1 protein-coding gene (only partly in view) is annotated in these 22,308 nt (G+C 72.1%); it reads right to left on the reverse strand.

Annotated elements, in window-relative coordinates; genetic code table 11:
- A protein-coding gene (locus tag ACG0Z3_RS13225) for an LEPR-XLL domain-containing protein (protein ID WP_394398082.1) crosses the window boundary here: on the reverse strand, positions 1 to 22,308 show its 3' portion. Its footprint extends 16,539 nt past the window's final position; the window shows 22,308 of its 38,847 coding nt (coding positions 16,540–38,847); its start codon lies beyond the right edge, outside the window; it ends in the stop codon at positions 1 to 3.

The following is a 22,308-nucleotide window of genomic DNA, read 5'->3' on the forward strand; positions in this document are numbered from 1 at the left end:
TCACAGGGCCAGGCTTTCCTCCCAGACGTCGAAGGCGGCATCGGCCGCGGCGCGCAGGCCGCTGGCCGCCGGCTGCTCGGAGCCGCTGCCCAGCAGCCAGGCGCGCTCCAGGCTGTGGGCCAGGCCGAAGGCGGCATCGGACAGCAGCGCGAGCGCGGTGCCGTCGCTGCCGGCTGGCGCCAGGGCCGGGGCCGCGTCGGTCAGCGTGGCGAGGTAGACGCTGGCGGCACTGTCGTGCGGCAGCGTATCGCCGGCCATCACGGTCAGCGCCGACAGCGCGTGGCGCGTCGGGCCGTCCAGCGCCGAGCCCTGGCGCAGCTCGGACAGCGGGCGCAGCGCCTGCAGCCACGCGGCCATGTGAGCCGTTGCATCGGCAGCGCTGCCGCCCGCGCCCGGGGCGATGGGCGCGGTGGAGCCCCGCAGCGGGCTGCCATCGGCCACGGCCTGCTGGTACAGCACGCCGTTGTCCAGCAGGTTGAAGCGGGTACGGCCGTCGGCGCCGGTGTCGCGCAGCATCAGCCCGCGGCTGTCGTCGGCGTCCAGGCGCTCCACGGCCACGTCGATGGCGGCGGCAGTCGTCGAGGTGCCGGCCGGCAGCACAGCGCCATGACCGCGCAGCGACAGCCAGGCCGCCTGCACGTTGACGGCCTCGTCGTTGTCGGCGTCGACGATGTTGCCAGCCTGGGCCTGCAGCAGCACACCGCCCGTGCCCGCTTCGACGCGGCCCAGCGTGATGCCGGTGCCGGCCAGCGCGCTGACGTCGCCGCCGTTGGTGCGCACCAGCGCGCCCGGCGCCATGGTGAGCGCGCCACCGGCGCTGATGCGCAGGTCGGCCCCGGCCGCGGCCAGCGCCGTGCGGCCGCTCATGGCCACGTCGCCCGTGGCCTGCAGCGACAGGTGGCTGGTGAACTGCAGGCTGGCGCTGCCGCCGGCAAGGCTGACAGTCTGGCCGGTCAGGTCCAGGCTGCTGGCGGCCAGTGCGGCCAACGTGTCGGTGGCTGCCACGATCTGGCCGGCCGTCTGCAGCTGCACGGCACCGAAGCCGCGCAGCTGGGACAGCGTCGCGGTGCTCAGCAGCAGGCCGTCGCCGTTGTCGGCCAGCGTGATGGCGCGGCCAGTGGCATGCGGCTGGATGCTCAGCGCGCCGCCGGCCGAGGTCAGCGGGCCGGTCAGCGTCAGCGCGTCCACGTCCAGCTGCACCTTGCCGCCGCTGACGCTGCCGCCGCCCAACGTGAGGCTCGCGGCGCCATCGACGATGAGGTCGCCCTGCGCGATGACGACGCCGTTGAGCACCACACGCGTCGCGCCGACGATGTGCAGACTGCCACCGTCCAGCTGCAGGTCGCCGACGAACTCGACGGTGCCGCTGGCGTGGATGGTCATGTCGCCGGTCAAGCGCACGGTGGAGGCGAAGCGCACGTCGGTGGCGCCGTCCACCAGCACGCTGCCAAGCGCCGTCGTGGCGCCCACGGCGCCCAGCACCGTGACGGCGCCGCCATCGGCATGCAGCGTCAGCGTGTCGGCCGGGCCGCCGGCCTGGCCGTCGACGCTGCCGGTCAGCGTGATGCCGCCGCTGCCGGCGCCCTGGCCAGCATTGACGACGAGGCCGCCCTGCAGCGCGAGGGCGCTGTCCAGCACGACATCACCGGCCTGATCGATGGTCTGGGCCGGCACGTCCAGCACGGCGCCCGGGCCCTGGGCCTGCAAGCTGACGAGGCCGGTGCCGTCGGCCAGCACGGCCACGCCGTTGCTGGGCGCGCTGCCGTCGTTCAGCACGATGCCGCCGGCCAGCGTGCGCAGCGCAATGCTGCCGTTGGCCGTGGTGATGAGATCGCTCTGCACAGCGTCGGTCACGGTGCTGGACAGGCCGTTGGCGCCCACGCGCGTGACGCTGACAGCCACGTCGTCCACGGTGACGGCGTCGCTCTCCAGCAGCCAGATGCCGCCGCTGCCGGCGCGGGCCGACACGGTGCCCACCTGGGTCTGCAGGCGGTCGGCGGCGCTGGCGGTGTTCAGGCCGATGGCATTGCCGGCCGCGAGGCGCAGCACCGGGGCCGTAATGTCGACGCGATTGGCCGCATTGCCGACGATGCTGCCGCCGGCGATCAGCGACACCGCGCTGGCGCTGGCGAGCGCGCCGCCGATGCGGACGTCGCCACCGGCCTGCAGGCGCAGCGCAGCCAGCGCCTCGGCGCCCGCGCTGCTCACGAACACGATGTCGCGTTGGGCCTGGGCCTCCAGGCTCGCGGCGCTGGACAGCTGACCATTGACGAGCAGGTCGCGGCCGGCCGACAGGCTGGCCGGGCCACCGGTCGTGCGGACGGCGCCGCCCAGCGTCAGGTCGGCGCCGCTGCTGAGGCTCAAGCCGGTGCCGACGGCCAGCGTGGCGCTGGTCGTCAGCGTGGTGCCGGCGCTAGCCAGCAGCAGGGTGCCGGCCTGCACCGCCGCCTGCACGGCGGTGGCGCCGGTGCTGACCAGCGTGATGGTCGCGGCTTGGGCCGTGCCGCCCAGCGTCAGGTCAGCGCCACTGGTGAGGCTCAGGTTTGCACCCGCTGCCAGCGCGGCCGCCGTGTCCAGCGAGCCGCCAGCCGTGGCGGACAGTGCACCAGCGCTGGTCACCGCCGCCTGCAGGCTCATCGCCCCGGCGCTGGCCAGCCTGACGGACGCGGCCTGGGCCGTGCCGGCCAGCGTCAGCGTGCTGCCGCTGGTGATGTCGAGCGTGGACTGGGCCGTCAGCGCCGCGTGGACGGTCACGTTGCTGGCGCCGTGCAGATCCAGCGACTGGCCGGCGATGGCGGCCGAGACGGTCAGCGCCGCGCCGGACTGCAGCGCCACGCTGCCGCTGGCGGCGATGGTCTGCTGCACGCTCAGGTGGCCGCTGGACTGCAGCGCGAAGCTGTCGACGTTCAGGGCCGCGCCGCTAAGCGTCAGGTCGCCCGTGTTGGCCATGCTGACCGCACCGCTGGCGGTGAGCTGCAGGCCGTCCAGGTCGGTGCGCAGGCCGGTGATGCTGCCGCCGGCCACGAGGCTGGCCGTGCTGCCGACCAACTGCGTGGCTGGCGCGTTGGCGGCCACTGCGACGTTGCCGCCGGCCGTGACGCTGAGCGTGCCGGCGCCTGCATCGACGCGGCCCAGCACGACATCGCCAGAGGCGGCCAGCGTCAGCGCGCCGCCTTGGCTGCCGGCGACGCTGCCCCCGGCCATGACGAGGCTGCCGCCGCTGACGGCCAGCGCCAGGCTGCCGCCCTGGGTCGTCGCATTCGCGGCGAGCTGCAGGTCGCCGCCGCTGACCTGCAGATGCAGGCCCTGGCCGCTGACGATGCCGTTGCCCTGCACGGCTTGCGCGGCAGCGCCGTCAACGGACAGGCTGGCCGTCAGCGCGCCGACGGTCAGTGCGCCGGTCTGCGTGAGCGCCACGCCGGCGCCGCTGGCGGCCAACTGGCCGACGGCAATCTCGAGGGGCGACGCGGCCGAGCCCACGCTGCCACCGGCCTGCAGCAGCAGCGAGGCGGCCGTCACGTCGGTAGCGGTGTCGCCATCGGAGATATGGCCGCCAGCGATGACGGTGGCCGCGCCCGGCGTGCGCACGTCGCCAAGCGCGAGGTTGCCGCCGGCCACCAGGGCCAGCGAGCCACCGGCGCTGATGCGCTCGGCATCGGCCATGACGAGGTGCTGCGTGGTGCGCAGCTGCAGGTCGCCCGCAGCGGTAGCGCCGGCCAGCGAGGCGTCGGACTGTGCGCCTGCCGCAACGCTGCCGTCGGCCTGCACGGTGGCGACGCTGACGGTGCCGCTGGTGGCAACGGTGAGGCTGCCGCTGCTGGCGATGTTGAGCCCGGCGCCGGCCTGCACGGCGACGCTACCGGCCAGCACGTCCAGCGCGTTGGTGGCGCTGCCGACGGCGTCGCCGGCCTGCAGGCGCACGGTGCCGGCGACGACGTCGGCGCCGCCGGTGGTGTCGGCATCGAGGATCTTGCCGCCGCTGACCAGGCTGACGGCGCCGCTGCCGGCGTCGACCAGCCCCACGGTCAGGTCGCTGCCCGACTGCACGCGCACGGTGCCACCGCCGCTGCTGATCTGGGCGCCGTCGGCCTGCGTGAAGCTGCCGCCCACGGCGCGCACGTCCACGCTGCCGCCGCGCGTGACGAGCAGGCCGCCGGCCGCCTGGGCGATGCTGCCCTGGGCCACGACGGTCAGCGCGCCGGTGCCGGCGTCCACGGTGGCGTTGAGCTGCAGCGTGGGCTGGGCCAGCGCGGCCGTGTTGACGGCGATGAGCACATTGCCGCTGCCGGTGCTGACGACGTCCTGGTTGACGGTCAGGCGGCCTTCGTGCGTGTTGCCGCTGGTGATGACGATGTGGCCGCCGCCCTGCGCGCCGGCCATGGCGCCGCTCGCGCCGACGGCGGCGACGCTGCCGACCTCCAGGCCGTTGCCTTCGGCGACGAACACGCCGCCGGCGACCGCGCGCACGGCCAGCGTGTTGATGGACGTCTCGATGGCGTTGCTGCCGCTGCCGATGCCGGCGGCCGCCGTCAGCTGCACGCCGCCGGCCGTGATGTTGACGGTCTGGGCGGCGCCGGCGGCGTCGGCGTCCAGCAGACTGCCGGCGGTGCTGATGGCGACCACGCCGCCACCGGCCGACACCTGGCCCAGCACGACGCCGCTGGCAGCCACCAGGCGCTGCGCGCCGCCGGCGGTGACGAGGCGGGCGTCGGCCGCCATGACCAGGCGGGCGCCGGCGGAGAGATCCAACGCGGCCGTGGCCGAGCGCGTCTGCACGCGGCTCTGCGCAGCCATCGCCACATCGGCGGCGGCCTGCAACTGCACGGCACCGGTGTCGGTGACCACCAGGCCGGCGATGCTCAGCTGCGCGCCGCTGGCCAGTGCGCTCAGGCGGATGTCGCCGCCGGCCGCAGCGTTGTTGCTGACGGACTGGTCGATCAGCAGGTCGCCGGCCGCGACGTCGATGACCAGCGCGCCGTTGGCGCCGGCAATGCTGAGGCCGCCACTGGCCAGACGCAGGCCGTTGGCCTCCAACACGTGCAGGCCGCCGGTGCTGGCGGTGACGCTGGCCGCCAGCGTCGTGACCTCGGTGCGAAGCGGCAGCGCTGCGGCGCCGATGGCGCTGCCGGCGGACAGGCGCAGCGTCTCGGTGCGGAGGTTAGCGGCGTTGCCGGTGAGCTGGTCCACCAGCGCGCCACTGCTGCTGTTGATGGCAATGGACGCACCGGCCTGGATGACGGAGAGCTGCACGTCGCCCACCGCCTCGACGACGACGCGACGCGCATCCTGCGTGCCGCCGCCCAGCGAGGACACGACGGTGCCGTCGGCCATCTGCAGCGCGGCGCCGGTGGTCAGCGTGACGAGACCGCCGAGCGCCGTCACGTCGGTGCCCAGCTGCAGGTTGCCACCGGCGGTCAGCGAGATCAGCGCATTGCCCGTCGGCGCGATGCGGCCCGCGCCGCTGGTCGCTAGCAGGCCGGCAGCCTCCAGCGCGATCTGGCCGTTGAGCGCAGTGACCAGCTGCTGCACGCGCAGCGCCGCGCCCTCGGCCGCTGCCTTGACGCTGACCATGCCGCCGCCGGCCGTGCTCACGCCGGCGCCCGCCGCCAGCACGGTGACGTCACCTCCCTGGCTGGTGAACTCGATGGCGCCGCTCTCGGTGCTGCTGAGCTGCGCGAGGCGCTGGATCAGCACGCTGCCGTCGACGAGGTTGCGGCCGACGTTGAAGCTGTCGCGTGCGGCCAGCGTGGTCAGGCTGATGGCGCCGCCGCCGTCGTTGACCACGTCCACGCGGCTGACCTCCAGCGCGTTCAGCGACACGCCACCGGTGGACGAGACGGTCAGATCCACCGTGCGCAGCGCCTCGCCCAGCAGGCCGTCGGCCGCGGCGTCGACCTGGCGCACGCCGGACGCGCCCGCCACCAGCGTGATGGCGCGGGCCTCGATGGCGTTGGACAGGGTGATGAGGTTGCTGGCGTCCAGCGTCAGGCGGCTGTCGCCGCCCAGGCGCAGCACGTTGGCGGCGTCGCTGTAGTCGGTGACGGCGATGGTGGAGCCGTAGATGGTGACGTGATCGCTGAAGGTCAGGCTGTCCACATCGCCGCGGGCGCCGACGCTGACGGCGCCGCCGCTGGCCAGCGCATGGCCGCCGGACTGGTGGCCGATGACGATGCCGGCGAAGCCGTCGGCCAGCGTGCGCAGTTCGGTGACGTCGAGGTTGAGCACGCCGGCGCTGCCCACGCCGGTGGGCGAGGCGATGGCAATGGACTGCGACACGGTCGTCGGCCGAAGCGTCAGCAGGCCACGGCCGCTGAACTGCTCCTCGCTCATGCGCAGGTCGATCTCGTCGCCCTCCAGCACCACGTCGCCGGCCGCGCCGGCGTTCGTGCCGCTGAGGACGATGCTGCCGCGCAACACGATGTGGCTGGCCCCCAGGATCTTCAGGCTGCCGCCGTTGATCAGCGTGATGGCGCCGGAGAAGGTGACGACGCCGCTGGCCTGGATGACGAGGTCGCCGTCGATGGTGACGTCCTGGTCGAACACGACGTCCTGCGCATGCAGCACCTCGAGGTGGTTCAGCAGGTCGCTGGCCTCCTCGCCGCCGCCGATGCGGCCGGTGATGCGAACGTTGCCGTTGCGGGCGTCCAGCGTCAGGCGGTCGGTGGTAGCGGCACTGTCGCCGCCCAGGTAGTGCAGGTTGCTACCGCCGAGCTGGATGCCGCCGTCCTGGGCCGTCAGCACGCGGTTGCCGGAGATGCGCACCGAGTCGTTGATGAGGATGTCGCCGGTGGTGGCGGTGGCGTCACCGGACAGCGTCGTGGTGTCGCCCGAGCCGAAGATGGTCAGCGACGGCGCGATGAGGTTGGCGCTGATGCCGACGTGGCCGCCTTCGCCGTTGGTGTAGAAGACCAGGTCGTCCTTCATCTCGACCTGGGTGCCCGTCACCATGATGCCGTTGGACGAGCCGTCCGCGCCGAACACGATGCGCGAGAAGCCGTCCTTCAGCCGGCCCAGCTCGCTGGCGGCCAGCAGCATGTAGTCGCCGCCGCTGAGGGCCTGGCCCAGCACGATCTGGCGATCCGGCGAGATGGAGCGGAAGCGCACCTCGGCGCCGGCGCTGCGCACGTCGGCCAGGATGTCGAGGTCGTCGGCAGCGATGTCGACGTTCTCGCCGTTCGCGTCAATGTTGCTGGACAGCGTCTGCTTGCCGGCCAGGCTGACCACGTCAGTGGAGCCGCCGCGCGAGCCGGCAGAGCCACCGCCGCCGACGCTGATGGCGCCGCTGGCGACCACGGACACGTTGTCGCGCTCGGTGCTGCCCGCCGCCACGCTGGACGCACCGACGTAGATGGCCAGAGGGCTGAAGCGCATGCCGGCCATGGCCTGGCCGATCTCGTTCAGCGCGGACAGCACGACGCGGCCACCCACGCTCTGCAGGTAGGCGCCGCCGGCCTGGCGCAGCACGGTGCCATTGCTCAGGCCGTGCTGGGCGGCCTCGGCAGCGGTCAGGTTGTGGGCCGTGACGGCGCCGGTGGCGGCGTCCACCTGGAAGCGGCCGCGTGTCAGCACCCAGTCCAGCTCGCTCTCGAAGGCGCCGCTGGCGTAGCCGCCGTTCTCGCGCAGCCACGGGGCGGCGGCGTCGCTGGCCAGGATGGCACCCTGCACCGCGCGCAGCGTGATGGTGCCGCCGTTGCCGGCCGCCTTGTTGGCGTTGATGCCGGCGCCCAGCACCAGGTTGCCGCTCTCGGCCACGAGGCTGACGGCGCGGCCGCCGGCCGTGATGTTGGCGCCCAGCGTGATGGCGCCGCTGCCGGCGTACAGCGTGATACCGGGCACGGCCGAGCCGCTGCCGATATCGGCGGCCGTGATGGCGCCAGTCACGGCGATGGCACCGACGCGCGTGGTGATGTTGATGCTGCCAGTCGTGGCCTGGGTGATGCCTTCGATGGTGACGCCGTCCACCTCTTCCAGCGCGATGTCGCCGCCGACGGTGTTGTCCAGCAGCAGCCGCGCGACCTGGACCTCGATGGGGTTGGCCTGCGCGCCGATGCCGCCGCGCGAGGTAATGACCAGGCGCGCATTGGCCGCGACGATGTCGATATCGCCCTCGCCGCCATCGCGCAGACCGGCATTGATCGCGTCAGCCGGCAGCGTGACGATGTCGCCGGCCGTGATGACGACATCGGCCGACGAGGTGCTGCGCAGCTTGCCCAGTGTGATGCGGCCGCCGGCGTGCAGCTCCAGCGTGCCGCTGCCGGCATTCACATAGGTCTCGGCCGTCAGGTCGATGCGGCCGGTGGTGGCCTGCAGCAGCACGTTGCCGCCCTGGGTCGTGACGTCGGCCAGCTCCTTCAGGTCCAGCGCGCCAGCGGCGCGCAGCGTGACGCCGCCCGTGACACTGGTGATGGCCTGCGTGGCGGTGAGATCGCCACCGGTGGACACCACGCGCACGGCCGCCGTGCCCAGCGCTGCGATGGCGGCGCGCAGGTCGATGTTGCCGCCGGCCTGCAGGTCTACTGCACCGCCGCCGCTGTCGATGCGCGACACCAGCAGCGCGTTTTCCTCGCGCACGGTGATGCTGCCCTGGGCCTGCACGTCCAGCTCGTCGGCGTCCAGCACCACGTCCACGCTGGTGGCTGCGCGCAGCACCACCTGGCCGGAAGACGCGGTCGTCAGCACGCCGCCCGACAGCACGCCGCCGATGACGATGCTGCCGCCGGACACGATGCGGATGTTGCCCACACTGCCGACGATGCGGTCGATGACGATGTTGCCGCTGGCCTGGATGTCGATGTCGCCGCCGGCCAGCGTCAACGTGTCGATGTGCAGCGCGCCGGTCTGCTGCAGCGTCAGGTCGCTCGTGGCGCCGGACAGCGTGATGGTCATCTCGCTGACGGCTGTCTTGAGGCTCAGGTCGGCGCCAGCCGTGACGGTCAGCGTGCCGGCCGTGACCAGCTTGCCCAGCGTGACGCTGTCGCCGGCGGAGACGGTCAGCGTGCCGGTGGCGCCGAGGTTGAACTCGTCCACGACGACGACCGAACCGCCGGCCGCCAGGCCGATGTTCTCTTCTGCGTTGACCGGCAGGCGCACGATGTAGAGGTCGGCCGTCGCGCTGATATCCATGTCGCCCAGCACGGTACGCGACGGGATGATGACGACGCCGTCACCCGTGAAGCTCATGTTGCTGAGCGCATCGCCGGCGCGGATGGCGGCCCCGGCGGTGAACGGCGTGTTGTTGCTGCGCGCCAGCAGGTCCAGCGCGTTGCCGGCGCGGCTGGCGTCGATCAGGCCGACGTTGTCGATCATCGTCACGAGGCGGTCGATGACGTCGCCCCAGGTCTCGTTCGCGCCGGCGGTGACCTCGAACACGGTGTTGGCAGTCGCGCGCACGAGCGTGCCGACCGTGATGGGGTCCGTCGCAGCGAAGCCGCTGAACGTGATGAGGCTGTGCTGGGCAGCCAGCGTGCCGGCCGCCTGCAGCTGGGTCGCGGCGCCGTTCGCGGCAGCGGACGCAATTTCGCGGCTGTCCAGCACCTGAACGTCGCCGATGCCGAAGCCGGCGTTGGCCACGTCGGCGGTGAAGGTGATGCTGCGGGCACTCGCGTCCAGCGCCGTGGCCGTGATGGCGAAGGACGCCTGCGCGGTGTTGTAGGTGCCAACGGCAGTCTGGATGTCGGCCAGCACCTCGGCCCAGCCAGTACGGCCGGCGGTGACCGTGTGGCTGAAGTCCACACCGCCGAGCTTGAAGCTGATCTTGTCACCGGCGGTCAGCGTGTTGTCGGCGAAGGTGATGCGGCTGATCTGCGTCGCGTCGGCGCCGGCTTCCAGCAGGTTGACCGCCGCAGCGACCTTGAAGGCCGGGTTGATGGTGACCGTGAAGCGCTCGTTGACATCGTCCGCCGTGATGCGAACGCCATTGCCCTGGATGGCCGCCGTCACGTCGGCGCCGCCGTCGTTGTTGATGGCATCCACCAGCGCCTGCTGCAGCTCGGCGCGCGTGGGGTTGGTATCGCTGGTGAAGCTGTAGCTGCGGCCGTCGATGACGAAGCTGTAGGCCGCGGACGTCAGCGGCGAGGCGGAGAAGTCGATGTCGGTCTGCTGCGCGACGCCGGCCGTGGCGGCCTGCACCTCGCTCAGCGTCGGCGTGTCAGTGGACGCGCTGCGCGACGCCGCCGTGACGCTGACGGTGACGTTGGTGTTGACAGTCTTGGCCGTCAGCTCGACGGCATCGCTGACGATGGCGGCCGTGACCACGGCATTGGCGCCGCCGGTGCCGTCGGCCGCGATGGCATTGACCAGGGCCGTGTTCATCTCGGCCTGCGTGGGTGTGGCGTCGGCCACCCACTGGTAGGTGCGGCCGCCGATGTCGACACGGTAGGTGGCCCCCGCCAGCGGGCTGGTGGAGAAGGTGACGACGGACTTCTGCGCGACGCCGGCGGCGTGCGTGACGGTCTTGACCGCCGTCGGCGTGTCGGTGACCGACAGGCTGCCGAAGCTGAAGGCCTGGTTCGGGTCCTGGCCGACCAGCCAGATCACGCCGTCGGCCGGGTCCACGGCCAGGCTGCCGCCGCCGGCGGTGACGCTGGTGCTCAGCGTCGTGGCACCGGTGGCGCCGTCGATCAGCAGCAGCGTGCTGCCCTGGGCCACGGCCGTGTAGGGCGGCGTGGTGCCGCTGTTGATGCTGCTGGCCAGGCCGCTGATGACGGTGGTGGCGTCGTCACCGTCGATGCCGCTGTAGCTGTAGGCCGTGCCGCCGATGGTGACGGTGTAGACCTTGCCGTTGGGCGACTGGATGGCGCTGCCGTCGACGACGCGCTCGGCCGCGTTGACCAGGCTGTGGCTGTCGATGCGCGCGGCCAGCACGGCCGTGAGGCTGGCGTAGTCGTTGGCCACCACGGTGGCGCCGCCCTGCGCATCGTCGACCTTGGCGGTGTAGGTGGTGCCGCCGACGGTCACGCTGTAGGTCTTCATCGCGTCCAGGCCGACGCTGGTGTCCAGCCAGAGCTGGCTGCGCTGCGCCTGGCTGATGCCGGCGGCGGTCAGCGGCGTGGCGCCGGCGTCCTCGGTCGCGTGGCGGGCCACGACGTTGGACACGGTGAAGACCTGGTTGACCGCGTCGCCGGTCAGCACCAGCGTGTCACCGCCGCTGACGCTGGCCGTGACGGGCAGCGCGGCATCGGCGTTGATGGCATCACGCAGCGCGCCCAGCACGGCGCTCCAGTTCGGCGAGGCGCCGGCCACCACGCGGTAGGTGATGCTGGTGGTGACTCCACCCACCGTGTAGCCGATGTCGGCCGTGACCTCGTCGCCCAACGTGGGCGCCGTGGCGCTGCTGACCTGGATCTGGCTGATCTGCGGCAGGCTGGCGGTGGCGGCCTGCGTGGGCTGGCTGCCGTCGCTGACCAGCGTGCGCGCGAACGGCGTGAAGACGTCCTGCTTGACCTCGGCCGCGGCCGTGAAGGCGGTGTTGACGGCCGTGCGCGTGAGCGTCAGCGTGCCCAGGCTGGCGTCCACGTCGACGCTGTAGCCCAGCGCCTCGATCTGCGTTTCCAGGCTGGCCAGCAGGGTCTCGAAGGCCGCCGACGTGGCCGCCGACAGCACGGCGGACAGGCGCTGGCCGCCCAGCGTCACGATGTAGCGGTCACCGGCCACCAGCGCGCCGCCGAAGTCGATCTGGCTGATCTGCTGGCGGTCCACGCCTGCGGGCGTCAGCGGCGTGGCGGCGATGCTGCGGATGCTGCCGCTGCCGGTGGCCGCGCCGTTCTCGCCGATGCGGCTGTCCTGGCGCGTGATGTCGTCGGTCACGACCTGGCGGATCTCGATCTCGCTGCCGGTGCCGGCGTCGGCATTGCCCAGCAGGCGCTTGATGCTGACCGGTGCGTCGTTGTAGAGCTTGACGGTGTGGCCGTAGAGCTCGGCGGCCTGCTGGTCGTAGGCGCTCGTGCCGTCGAGCTGGCCGGTGGCGGTGCGGCCCAGCGCCTCCCACTCGGTGATGCTGCCAACGGCGTCGACGCTGACGGTACCGCCGGTCTTGTAGGCGCCGACGGCGAAACCGGCCTCGATGCGGTCGATGCGCAGGTTGCCGCCGGACTTGACGGTGATGTCGTCGCCGTCGGCGTAGTTCAGGATGCTGCGCACCGACAGCGCGCCGCCGGCGTCGATGAGGATGCTGCCGTCGCGCGCCTCGACCTGCTCGATGGTGATGGCGCCTGCTTCCTTGACGCTGATGCCGCCGGTCCCGTGGCTGATGGCGCGCAGCTTCTGCGTGAAGGTGTTGAGCTGGATGGCCAGCGTGCCGCTGGCGTTGGCGGTGGTCTCGACGTCCAGGCTGGCCGCGATGAATACCGAGGCGCCGTCTGCCGCGACGGTGCCCGCACGCACGACGAGGTCGCCGCGGGCGCTGACGATGCCGCTGCGCAGCGTCAGCGTGCCCAGCACGTCCAGCCGCACGTTGGCGGCCGCATCAAAGCCTTCCAGGCCGCCGACGAAGCCCGCGACCGCGAGGCTGCTGTCGACGTCGATGCGCACGTCCCGCGCGGCGCGCAAGGTCAGCTGATTGACGGGCAGCGCGGCCAACTGCAGGTCGATGTGGCCGGTGGGCGTGGAGACGTCGGCCTCGGCACGCACCGTCGCGCTGAGCACGCCGTCGCCGTCGTAGTCCACGCCGAGGATGCGCACCGTGGTGTCGCTGTCCAGCAGGTCGTCGTGGTTGGCATCGACGCCGGTCTCGACGAAGCGGTCCAGCGTGTCCAGGTCGTTGTTGACGTCGATGGACTTGACCGTGTTGGTGAAGCCATGCGCCGTGATGACGAGCTGCTCGATGGCGCTGCCGGCGCTGCTGCCATCGACGTGCTGGCCCTTCACCAGCACCTGGCCGCGCAGGATGACGTCCTGCCCGGACACCAGCTCCAGGCGGCGGTTGGCGCTCAACGTGCCGTTCAGGCTCAGCGTGCTGCCGCTTTCCAGGATCAGCGTGTCGGCCGTGATGCTGGCGGGCAGCAGGCGGCGGTTGGCGCCCTGGTCGGCGAAGGAGAAGTAGTCGCCCGCGCGGTACTCGGTGTGCTCCGGCGCGGCGTAGAAGCGGTTGAGCTGCAACGTGTGGGCGGCGACGAAGGCCACGCCGCGCGTGTAGTGCAGCGACTCGGCCTGGCTCTGGCCGAAGTCCGTCGAGCGGCCGCCCGACGTGGGCGCGAGCACGAAGACGCTGTCGGTCGTGCTGGCCAGGCGCAGGCTGTCGCCGCGCAGCCAGCTGGTGTCGGTGACGCGCAGGTCGCCCTCGATGCCGGTGCGGTTCACGCGCGCCGCGTCCTGGCCGGTGGCGCTGAGCTCCACGCGCGTGCCGGCGTTCAGCACGGTGGTGGCGCGCTCGACGGTCAGGCCCGGCGAGGTCTCGCTGGCGCCGTCGAGGTCGGCCAGCACGATGTCGCCGGCGGCGGTGTCGGCGTTCAGGCGGTTGGCCGCGATCTCCAGGCCCGTGATGCCGGTGGCGGCGCGCAGCGTCAGGCGGTCGGCGACCACGTCGGCTGCGTCGTCGCCGAAGCTTTCGCTGATGGCGCCGGCCAGCGACGTGAGGCTGACATGGCCGGCCGAGCTGTAGCCGGCCAGCGAGATGACGTTGCCCTGCGCGTCGCGCACCGTGGGCGCGTTGGCGAGGCTCGCGAGGTGGATGCCCGCCGAGACCTCGCGCACCGACAGGTTGCCCTGTGCCGTCACGCTGATGTCGGCGCCCGCGCGGTTGGACGCGATGACGAGGCGGGCCAGGTCCACCGCGCCGCCGGCCGTCAGCGTCACGCTGCCATCGGCGATGCTGGAATTGAGCACGGTCAGGCGCTGTGCGCCCTGGTCCAGCGTCACATCGCCGATGCCGCGCGTGGTGACCGACACGGTGCTGACCAGCAGGTTCAGGTCGACGCGGCCAGGGTCGCCGAGGTCGCCGCTGATGGCCGGGTCGATGCCGCGGTCCAGCCGCGAGCCAGCCAGCAGCGTCAGCTCCTCGGCGGTGATGCGCGAGGCGCTGGAGGCCTTCAGCAGCTTGCCCTGCGCGTCCAGCAGCACGTCGCCGCGCACACCGGTGCTGATGTCGCCGACCGTGATGCTGGCGCGCGTGGTGGCGCCGTCGCGCAGCAGGCTGCGCAGGTTGATGTCGTTACGGTCGGTGCTGCCCAGCGTCTCGACGCGGGTGGCGAGGATGTCGCCCACGGCCTTGATGCTGACGAAGCCGTCGGTGGCCGTGACATGGGTGAGCACCAGCGAGCGCGCGTTGGACAGCTCGATGTTGCCCTCGCCGGTCAGCAGCGCGCGCTCGACCGTGCCCACGTCGGTGGCCAGCACGATGCCGGCCTCGGCCGTCGCGCGCAGCACGTTGGCGGTCAGCACGCCGCTGATGGCGACGTTGGCGCCGCTGCCGGTGGAGGACTGCAGGATCTGGCCGGCCGCGGCCGACAGGTCGATGGCGGCGCTGGCCGTCAGGTGGCTGCCGTTGAGGCGCAGCGTGCCGGCGAACTCGCCGGTGGACATCGTCAGGTCGCCGGCGGTCGCGCTCAGGCGCGTGCCTTCGCTGACGCTGATGCTGCCGCTGCCGATGCCGTAGGTGACCTGGCCGCCGCCGTCGCGTTCCAGGTGGCCCGCACTGATGCCGATGCTGCCGGCCGTGATGCCGCTGCCGCGCACGCCGCCGGCCTCGGCGCTGCCGCCGCTGAAGCTGATGTCGCCCAGCGCCTCGACGCTGACATGGCCCAGCGTCGCGCCAGCGGCGGCCTGGATGCGACCGGCCATCAGCAGGTCGCCGTCGGTCGTCAGCTGCATGCTGGCCGGCGCGCTGCCGGCGGTGCCGGACAGCACGGCCGAGTTGTCCAGGCGCAGCGTGACGCCGGCATGCAGGCGCAGGTCGTTCGCGTCCAGCTCGACCGCCAGCGGCCGGCCGCCCTGCTCGCGGCCATGCAGCGCCAGTTCGCCACCGGCGTTCACCGTCATGGTGGTGGCCGCCGTCAGGTGGCCGGACAGGCGCACCGCGTTGCCGGCATCCACCAGCACCGAGCCGCCGCTGATGGACACGCTGGAACCGGCCAGCGCGGCCGACAGCGTCTGCGTGACGACCTCGGTGCGCAGTTGCGTCTCGGTCTGGATGACGGGCACGTCCTTCCAGACGGTGACCAGCTTGTTGACGACGGTGGGCACCATCGTCGTCGTCGTCTGGTAGACCGGGCGGTAGCCCAGCTCATCCTGCGCCTGCGTGGTCAGCGTGTACTGCAGCTGCACGCGCTTGTCGCGGATCTCGCTGTTGTTGCTGGTCCAGTTGTAGAGGTAGTTGTAGTAGTTCTCGTAGACCTTGCCCCAGGCCTTGTAGGACGTGACGTTGTCGTTGCCGATGGGGTTGTCGCCGATCCAGCCGTCGTCGGCGGTGTAGCTGTCGGGCCCGCCACCGAAGCCGACGTGCTTGTACAGATCCACCCGGTAGGCCGAGCCGATGCTGATCGCGCTGGCGTAGTCGTGCCAGCCGTAGTTGAAGATCGGGATGTCGGTGAACGGGGTGTTGCGGATGTCGCCGTTCGAGGCGCCGCCGTTGTAGGTCGAGAAGACGCTGCCGAAGCTGCCGATGCCGTGCACCCACAGCTTGAAGTCGAAGTAGGCGTCCATCGAGCCGCCTGCCAGCACCGTGTAGGCGTAGTAGGCGTTCGCCAGACTGATGGCCGAGGTGTTGCCGTTGAGCGCCGTCTGCCAGTTGGCGCTGGCCGTCACATTGGCCGTCGCGCGCGTCCAGCCCGTCAGGCTGTCGGTGAAGTCGACCGGTGCCGCCGGGTTGACCGCCCAGGTGGGCTTGCGCACCAGCGTCGCGTCGGCCTGGCCGCTGGCACCGCCGAAGCCGGCGTTGACGAGGTCGTAGATGCGCTCGCCGGCGTAGTTGCCGGTGAAGTGGCTGGCCGTCCAGCGGCCCGCGCCGTCGGTGTCGCCGATGTTGCGCTCGCCGCTGTTTTGGAAGACCGACGCGGTCTGCGTGTACAGCACCTGGGCGCGCTCGCGGGTGTAGCCGACGAGCTCGCCGCCGCCCGCGGCCGTGACGCTCCAGCTGGCCGTGCCGTTGCTGCCGTCCGCAGCGTTGTCGCCCTGCAGGTAGCGCGTGCCGGCCCCGACGGAGGCCAGCGCCAGGATGTCTTCCTGCGCCCCGACGGGCATGTAGACATACTTGTCGCGCCAGCCGGCCACATCAACGAAGTAGATGCGGCGCTCGGTGCTGGCGCCCTTGTCCCAGTCCGGCGTGACGGCCTGCGGCGCCAGCGTCTGGCCGTTGAGGGTCTTGTGCAGGCGTGCGTTGTCGTAGCCGAAGTCGTACAGCGGCTTGAAGCCGGTCGCGTTCAGCACCGCCCAGCGTTCCTCGTCGGTCAGCTCGGCAAAGGTCTTGTAGTTGTTGCCACCAAAGGCGGTCGGCTCGTTCGTGACGCTGGCCGGGCCCTGCTCGTTGCCCGCGTTCGCCCAGTTGACCTTCGGCGCACCGTTGGTGGCGACGCCTGCCGGCGGCGCCTGGTTGAAGTAGTCACGGCCTTCGACGAGGTACTCGGCGAACTGGTTGGTCGTCGGGTTGTAGTAGCCCACCTGCGACAGCGTGACGTTCATCGTCGTGTACGAGCGGCCCACCGGCACGAGCTCGGTGCCGACCTGCTGCGTCAGCAGCGTGGACACCAGTTGCACCTCGGGCACGCTGATCTGGCCGGCCTCTTCCTTGCGGTAGCTGACGATCTTGTCCACCGTGTCGGCCACGGTGCGCACGATCTGCACGGTCAGGTCGAGGTTGGCGTTCAGCGCAGCGTCGGCGTCCAGCGTCACGTCGCCGCCGGCCATCAGCTTGACCTGGCCACCGGCCGTCAGCACGCCCTGGCCGCGCACGAGGATGTCGCCGCCCTGCACGTCGGCCCGGGTGATGCTGCCTTCCAGCGCGCTGCGGCCACGCGCCAGATCCACGCCGGCATGCACCTCGATGTTGCCGGTGGAGATGACGCTGCCGCCCACCACCACGCTGCGCTCGGCCGATACCAGCACGCGGCCATTGGCCTGCGTGGCCTGCACGAAGCCATCCAGCGTGACGCTGGGCGCCGCGAAATGCACCAGGCGGCCGGCCTGCACGATGGCGGGGTTCACGACGGTCGGCGCCGTCTGGCCCTGCGCGATCGTGATGGCGTTGCGCGCCTCCAGGTAGACGCTGGACGTGGCGCCCAGCGCGAAGATGTGGCTGCCGGCCTGCGCGGAGAGGTCGCGGCCGGTCATCACGACGTCGCTGCGCACGTTGATGTCGCGCCGCAGGATCACGTCGCCCGCGACGGACTGGATGTCCACCAGCGCGGTGCTGCCCTGGCCGCCCAGGTCGTACTGGCCCACCACGCCTTCGATGACGATGGCGTCGATCGCCGCCAGCACGATGCTGCCGCCCAGGTCGGTGCCCAACGCGCCCGTGATGCCGCTGCTCTGCACGTCCACGCGGATGGCAACGCGGCTGTCGTCGGTGCCGCCGATCAGCTCGACGCGGTCGGCCGCGTGCACCAGGCCCTTCACGTCGATCCGCGAGCGCGACTGAACCTGCACGTCGGCGCCGGCATCGGCGGCGCGTACGGCGCCGTCCAGCACGATGTCGCCGTCGCTCTGGATGCGGATCAGGCCGGGCGCGGCCACGGCCGGCGCGTCGCCCTGCGAGGCGTCCACCCGCACCAGGCTGGTGGCGCTGCTGGTGAAGCCACGGCCGGTCGCATCGCTGCCGGTCTGCACCAGCAGCACACCGGTGGACGTCAGCTCGCCGCCGAGCGTGATGCCCTGCAGCGCCGTGACGGACAGCGTCGCGCCACCGCCCTCGTACACCCAGCCGGCACCGGCGCCGCCGGTGTAGTCGCCGCCGGCGCGCAGCGCACCCAGCAGGTTCAGCGTCGGCGCCAGCACCTGCAGGCGGCTGCTGATGCCGCTGGTGTAGGCCTGCGCATCGGCCGCCAGCGTCAGGCTGCCGCCGGCGCTGAGCTGCAGCAGGCTGTCGGCTTCCAGCACCAGGCCGCCCGTGCGGCCGGCCAGGCTGCCGAGTTCCAGGTTGCGGGTGGCGCCGAGGATGAGGCGCTGGTCGGCCGCCTGCGCGGAGATGCGGGTGTCCCAGGCCTGCAGGTCGCGGCCGGCGATGGCGCGCATGGAGCCGGCCACGTCGAACTGGCCATGCAGGCGCACGTCGCGCTGGGCAAGCACGCTGATCTCGTCGTCGTAGGCAGCCGCCGTCGCGCCGGTGCTGCGCACGACGCCCAGCACGTCCACATCCACGCCGGCCAGCGTGATGAGGCCGGCCGTCTCCAGCAGGCCGCCGGTGTTGGCGCCGGCCATCTCTCCGATGGTCAGCGTGCCCTTGGTGGAGCGCACCTCCAGCTGGGCCAGGCCCGGGCTGGTGGTGCCGATGGTGCTGCCGATCAGCACGTCGTTGACGCCGGAGATCAGGATGCGGCTGCCCACGTCCTGCGTGTTGAGCACGCTGCTGCTGAAGGTGTGCAAGCTGAGCTCGCCGGCGCGCTCCACGGTGCCGGCCTTGATGACGATGTCGCGCTGGGCCGTGAAGCTACCGCGTAGCTCCAGCGTGTCCTGCGCGGTGATCGTGATGTCGGCGCCGGGGCCACGGGCGATGAACTCGCCATGCAGCACGGCCGCGCCGGTGGGCGCGAAGCGCATGCTGCCCGACAGCGTCTCGACGCGCGCCGTCGGCGCGAACGTAACCATCGCGCTGCCGCCGGCCGTCGTGCCGGCGTTCAGCTCGATGCCGCTGTGCGCGCGCAGCGAGCCGGCCACGAGGATCTCGCCGGTGGCCGCGTTCTCGCGCCCGATCTTGATGACCGAGCCGGTCGCGGCGGCGTCCACCGCATAGGGCCGGCTGGAGGTGCTGCTCGCCAGCGTGAAGCCCAGGCGGTCGGAGCCGCTGCCCGCAACGACCGTGAAGGGCTGCGCGGTCGAACTCGTCAGCACCAGGCGGCCGTCATCCAAGCCCACCTGCAGCTGCGCCGCCGTGATGCCCAGCTGCGCGCCCAGCGCCGGCGTGCCGGTGGGCGAGCGCGTGACCGTCAACGCCGCGCCGGCCAGCGCGGACTGCAGGTCGTCGCGCAGGTCGGCGATGCCGCGGTTGTCGGCCGTGTCCGCCGCGCGCACGGTGACCGTGCCGCTGACGGTGTAGGCGCCGGCATCGAAGGTGATCGTGAAAGACGCGTCGCCGCCCAGGCGGCCGCTGGCCAGCTCGGCAAAGCCGTCGGCCTGCAGTTCCTGCGTCCAGGCCGGCGCCAGCACGCCCAGCTTGCCGGCGGCAGACAGCGAGATGGTGCTGTCCTCCTGCCAGGTGCGCAGCTGCGCATTGCCGCCCACCAGCAGGCCGTAACCGTTGAAGGGATCGTTCGGGTCGCCCGCTGCCGGCACGCCGCCGCGCACGTCCAGCGTGCGGCCGGCCTGCAGGTCGCGGGTCAGGCGCACGGCGCCGCCGGCCTCGACGGTGATGACGGAGTTACCGCCGAAGGTGGTCACGCGCGAACCAAGGTCGAAGCCGTCGCGGTCGCGCACGTCCTCGATGTCGCCGCCGGCGACGAGCTGGCCGTCCAGGTGGGCGGCGCCAACGGCGCGCAGGTCAATACGGCCGGCTTCGTCATGCACCACGACGCGGGCACCGCCCGGCAGACGCAGGCTCAAACCGTCGCTGGAGGCACCGCCGCTCAGGAACACCGACTGGCCGGCGCGGATGGTCGCGCCCACCTCGACCAGCTGGCCAGACAGCGCGCCGCGCGCCATGCCGCCCAGCCACAGTTGGCCGCCGGCCGTGATGCTGACGCGCGAGGCCTCGTCGTACCAGGCGTAGCTCGTCACACCGGCCGTCGTCGTGGCCTCGGCGCCGGCCAGGATGCTGCCGGCGATGCTGACGCCGCCGGCCGTGTTGATGCTGACCTGCGCGCCGCTACCGTTGCTGGTCAGGCCCGGCACGTCGATGCCGCCGGCCGAACTGATGACCAGGCCCAAGCCGGCGTCGTCGGCGCCCGGCGCGCCGGTGGTCGTCAGCGTGACCGAGCGGCCGGCCGTCAGCACGGTGTCGAGGTCGATGCGCTCGCCGGCCGTGACGGTGATGCGGGAGTCTGGGCCCAGCCACTGCTTGACGCCGCTGCTCAGGTCGGCGCCGGCGACCAGCGCGCCGTGCAGCTCCACATCGCGCGCACCGTTGATGGTGATGCTGGCGCCGGCCGCGATGGCGTTCAGCGTCGAGCTCCCGTGCACGTAGACGCTGGTGCCCGCCCCGGGCTTGCCGGCCTCAGGCGCGCCCAGGCCGGTCAAGCTGATGTTGCCGTGGATCTCGGCCTGGCCCTGCCAGTAGACCCAGCGGTCGGAGGTCAGCGACAGGTCCGAGCCGTTGCCCAGGAGGTTGATGTTGCCCTGGATGATGATGTCATCGCGGGTGTTGACGTTCAGATCGGCATTGGCCTGCAGCGTCGTGATGGTGCCGGTCAGCAGGAAGCCCGCGCCACGCTGGCCGAACAGCGGGTGCGGGTCCAGCAGGCGCAGCTCCTCGGCCACGCCGTCGCCGTTGTCGTCGTAGGCATAAGCGATGTAGCGATGGCCGGCGCCGTCGTCCAGCACCCAGCGCGTCGGGCGGCCCACGCCAGCCGAGGCGTTGCTGTAGTCCTGGCCCTGCACGAAGCCGGTGCGCAGCTTCAGGCCGTCGGCCGCGTCGGACTTGTAGAAGACGAGGTTATCGGCGCTGTACTGCTCGAAGCCTGTCTGCGAAAGCACGCGGGCCAGCTGCTCGGCCGTCAGGTCGGCGATGGCGGTGCCGGGCGCCGGCACATCGGTGGCGGACCAGCTGACGGCATTGACGTCGAAGCTCAGGCTGGTGCGGTACTCGGGCGCGCCGCTGATCTTGGCGAACACCTCGCCATTCCAGCGGCTGTAGCCCGCGGCGGCCAGCACGCGGTCTTGCTGCGCCGTCGTCATGTCGGCAAACGCGACGCCGGCCTGCACCGGCGCCACCGCGCCCCAGGCGACATTGGCGAGCTGGTAGTGCGTGCCCTCGGCCAGCGTGCCCAGCACCTGCTGGTCGGGGTTGGCGCCGCGGTTGACGTAGACCTCGCGCTGCACCTCGGCGTAGCCCAGGCTGGTCAGCACGACGGCGCGCTGCGCCAGGCTCAGCTCACCGAAGGCGGTGCCGGCGGCCGGCTTGAGCGTGCCGCCCCAGTCGATCTGCGTGTAGTCCACATCGGCGCCGCCGGCCGTGAAGCCGTCCACCCAGCGCAGGCTCTCGGCCGCATCGGCCTTGAAGAAGCTTTGCGCCTCGGCGCGCTCGAAGCCCAGGCTGTGCGCCACGACGCGCTGCTGCGCCGCCGTCAGCGCCGCGAACGGCGTGCCGGCAGCCGGCGCACCGACGCTGCCCCAGTCAATCTGTTCGTTGCGGTAGTCGGTGACGACGCCTTCGCTGAAGCTCGTGACCAGGCGCTTGTCGGGCGCGGCGTTGTAGTTGAAGAACTGCACCGGCTTGCCGGCCGCGTCGCCCGCCTGCAGCCAGGCGGTGACGGTGGCCTGCTGCGCGGCGGTCAGGTCCTGGAAGCGGGCGTCCTCGGCGGGGCGCAGCAGCGCGTCGACCACCGTTCGCTGGTCTAGCGTCAGCTGGGCATACGGCGTGCCCTGGGCCGGCGCAAAGCTGATGACGCTGTCCACCACGGCCTGCTGCGCGCTGCTCAGCAGCTCGTACGGCGTGGCGATTTCCGGCTTGCCGGCGGCGCCCCACAGCGCGGCGTCGACCAGCAGCGCGTAGTTGCCGGTGTAGGCCTCGATCCAGACCTCGCGCGGGATGGCCGCGTAGTCCAGCGGCTGGCTGCTCCAGCGGTCGGCCGGGATGCCGTAGTAGTCGACGCGGTAGCCCAGGTGGTCGGCCACGGCCATGCGCTGCGCAGCGCTGAGCTGGGCGAAGCCCGGGTCGCCGCTGGGCGCGGCCACACCGGCCGCCGCCCAGTTGACGGTGGCGTTGTCGTAGTCGGCTGACACGCCCTCGGCGAAGCCGGTGCGCAGCCCGGCCGTGGCGCTGTAGTAGGCCGGTTGCGCCAGCATCGTGTAGCCGAGGTGGGCTGCCACGGCCGCCTGCTGCGCGGGCGTGAGCGCCGCGAACGCGGTGTTGGCGGCCGGCGCGCCGGCGGCGCCCCAGTTGACGGCGGCCGGGTCGTAGCCGACGGCGTGTCCCACCACCAGCTGCTCGCGCAAGGTGTTGGTGTCGGCGCGGTAGTAGGCGCCGTTCTCCAGTACCTGGTAGCCCAGGCTGGCGGCAACGGCGGCCTG

This window comes from Pelomonas margarita, from assembly GCF_043555875.1.
GTDB lineage: Bacteria > Pseudomonadota > Gammaproteobacteria > Burkholderiales > Burkholderiaceae_C > Pelomonas > Pelomonas margarita.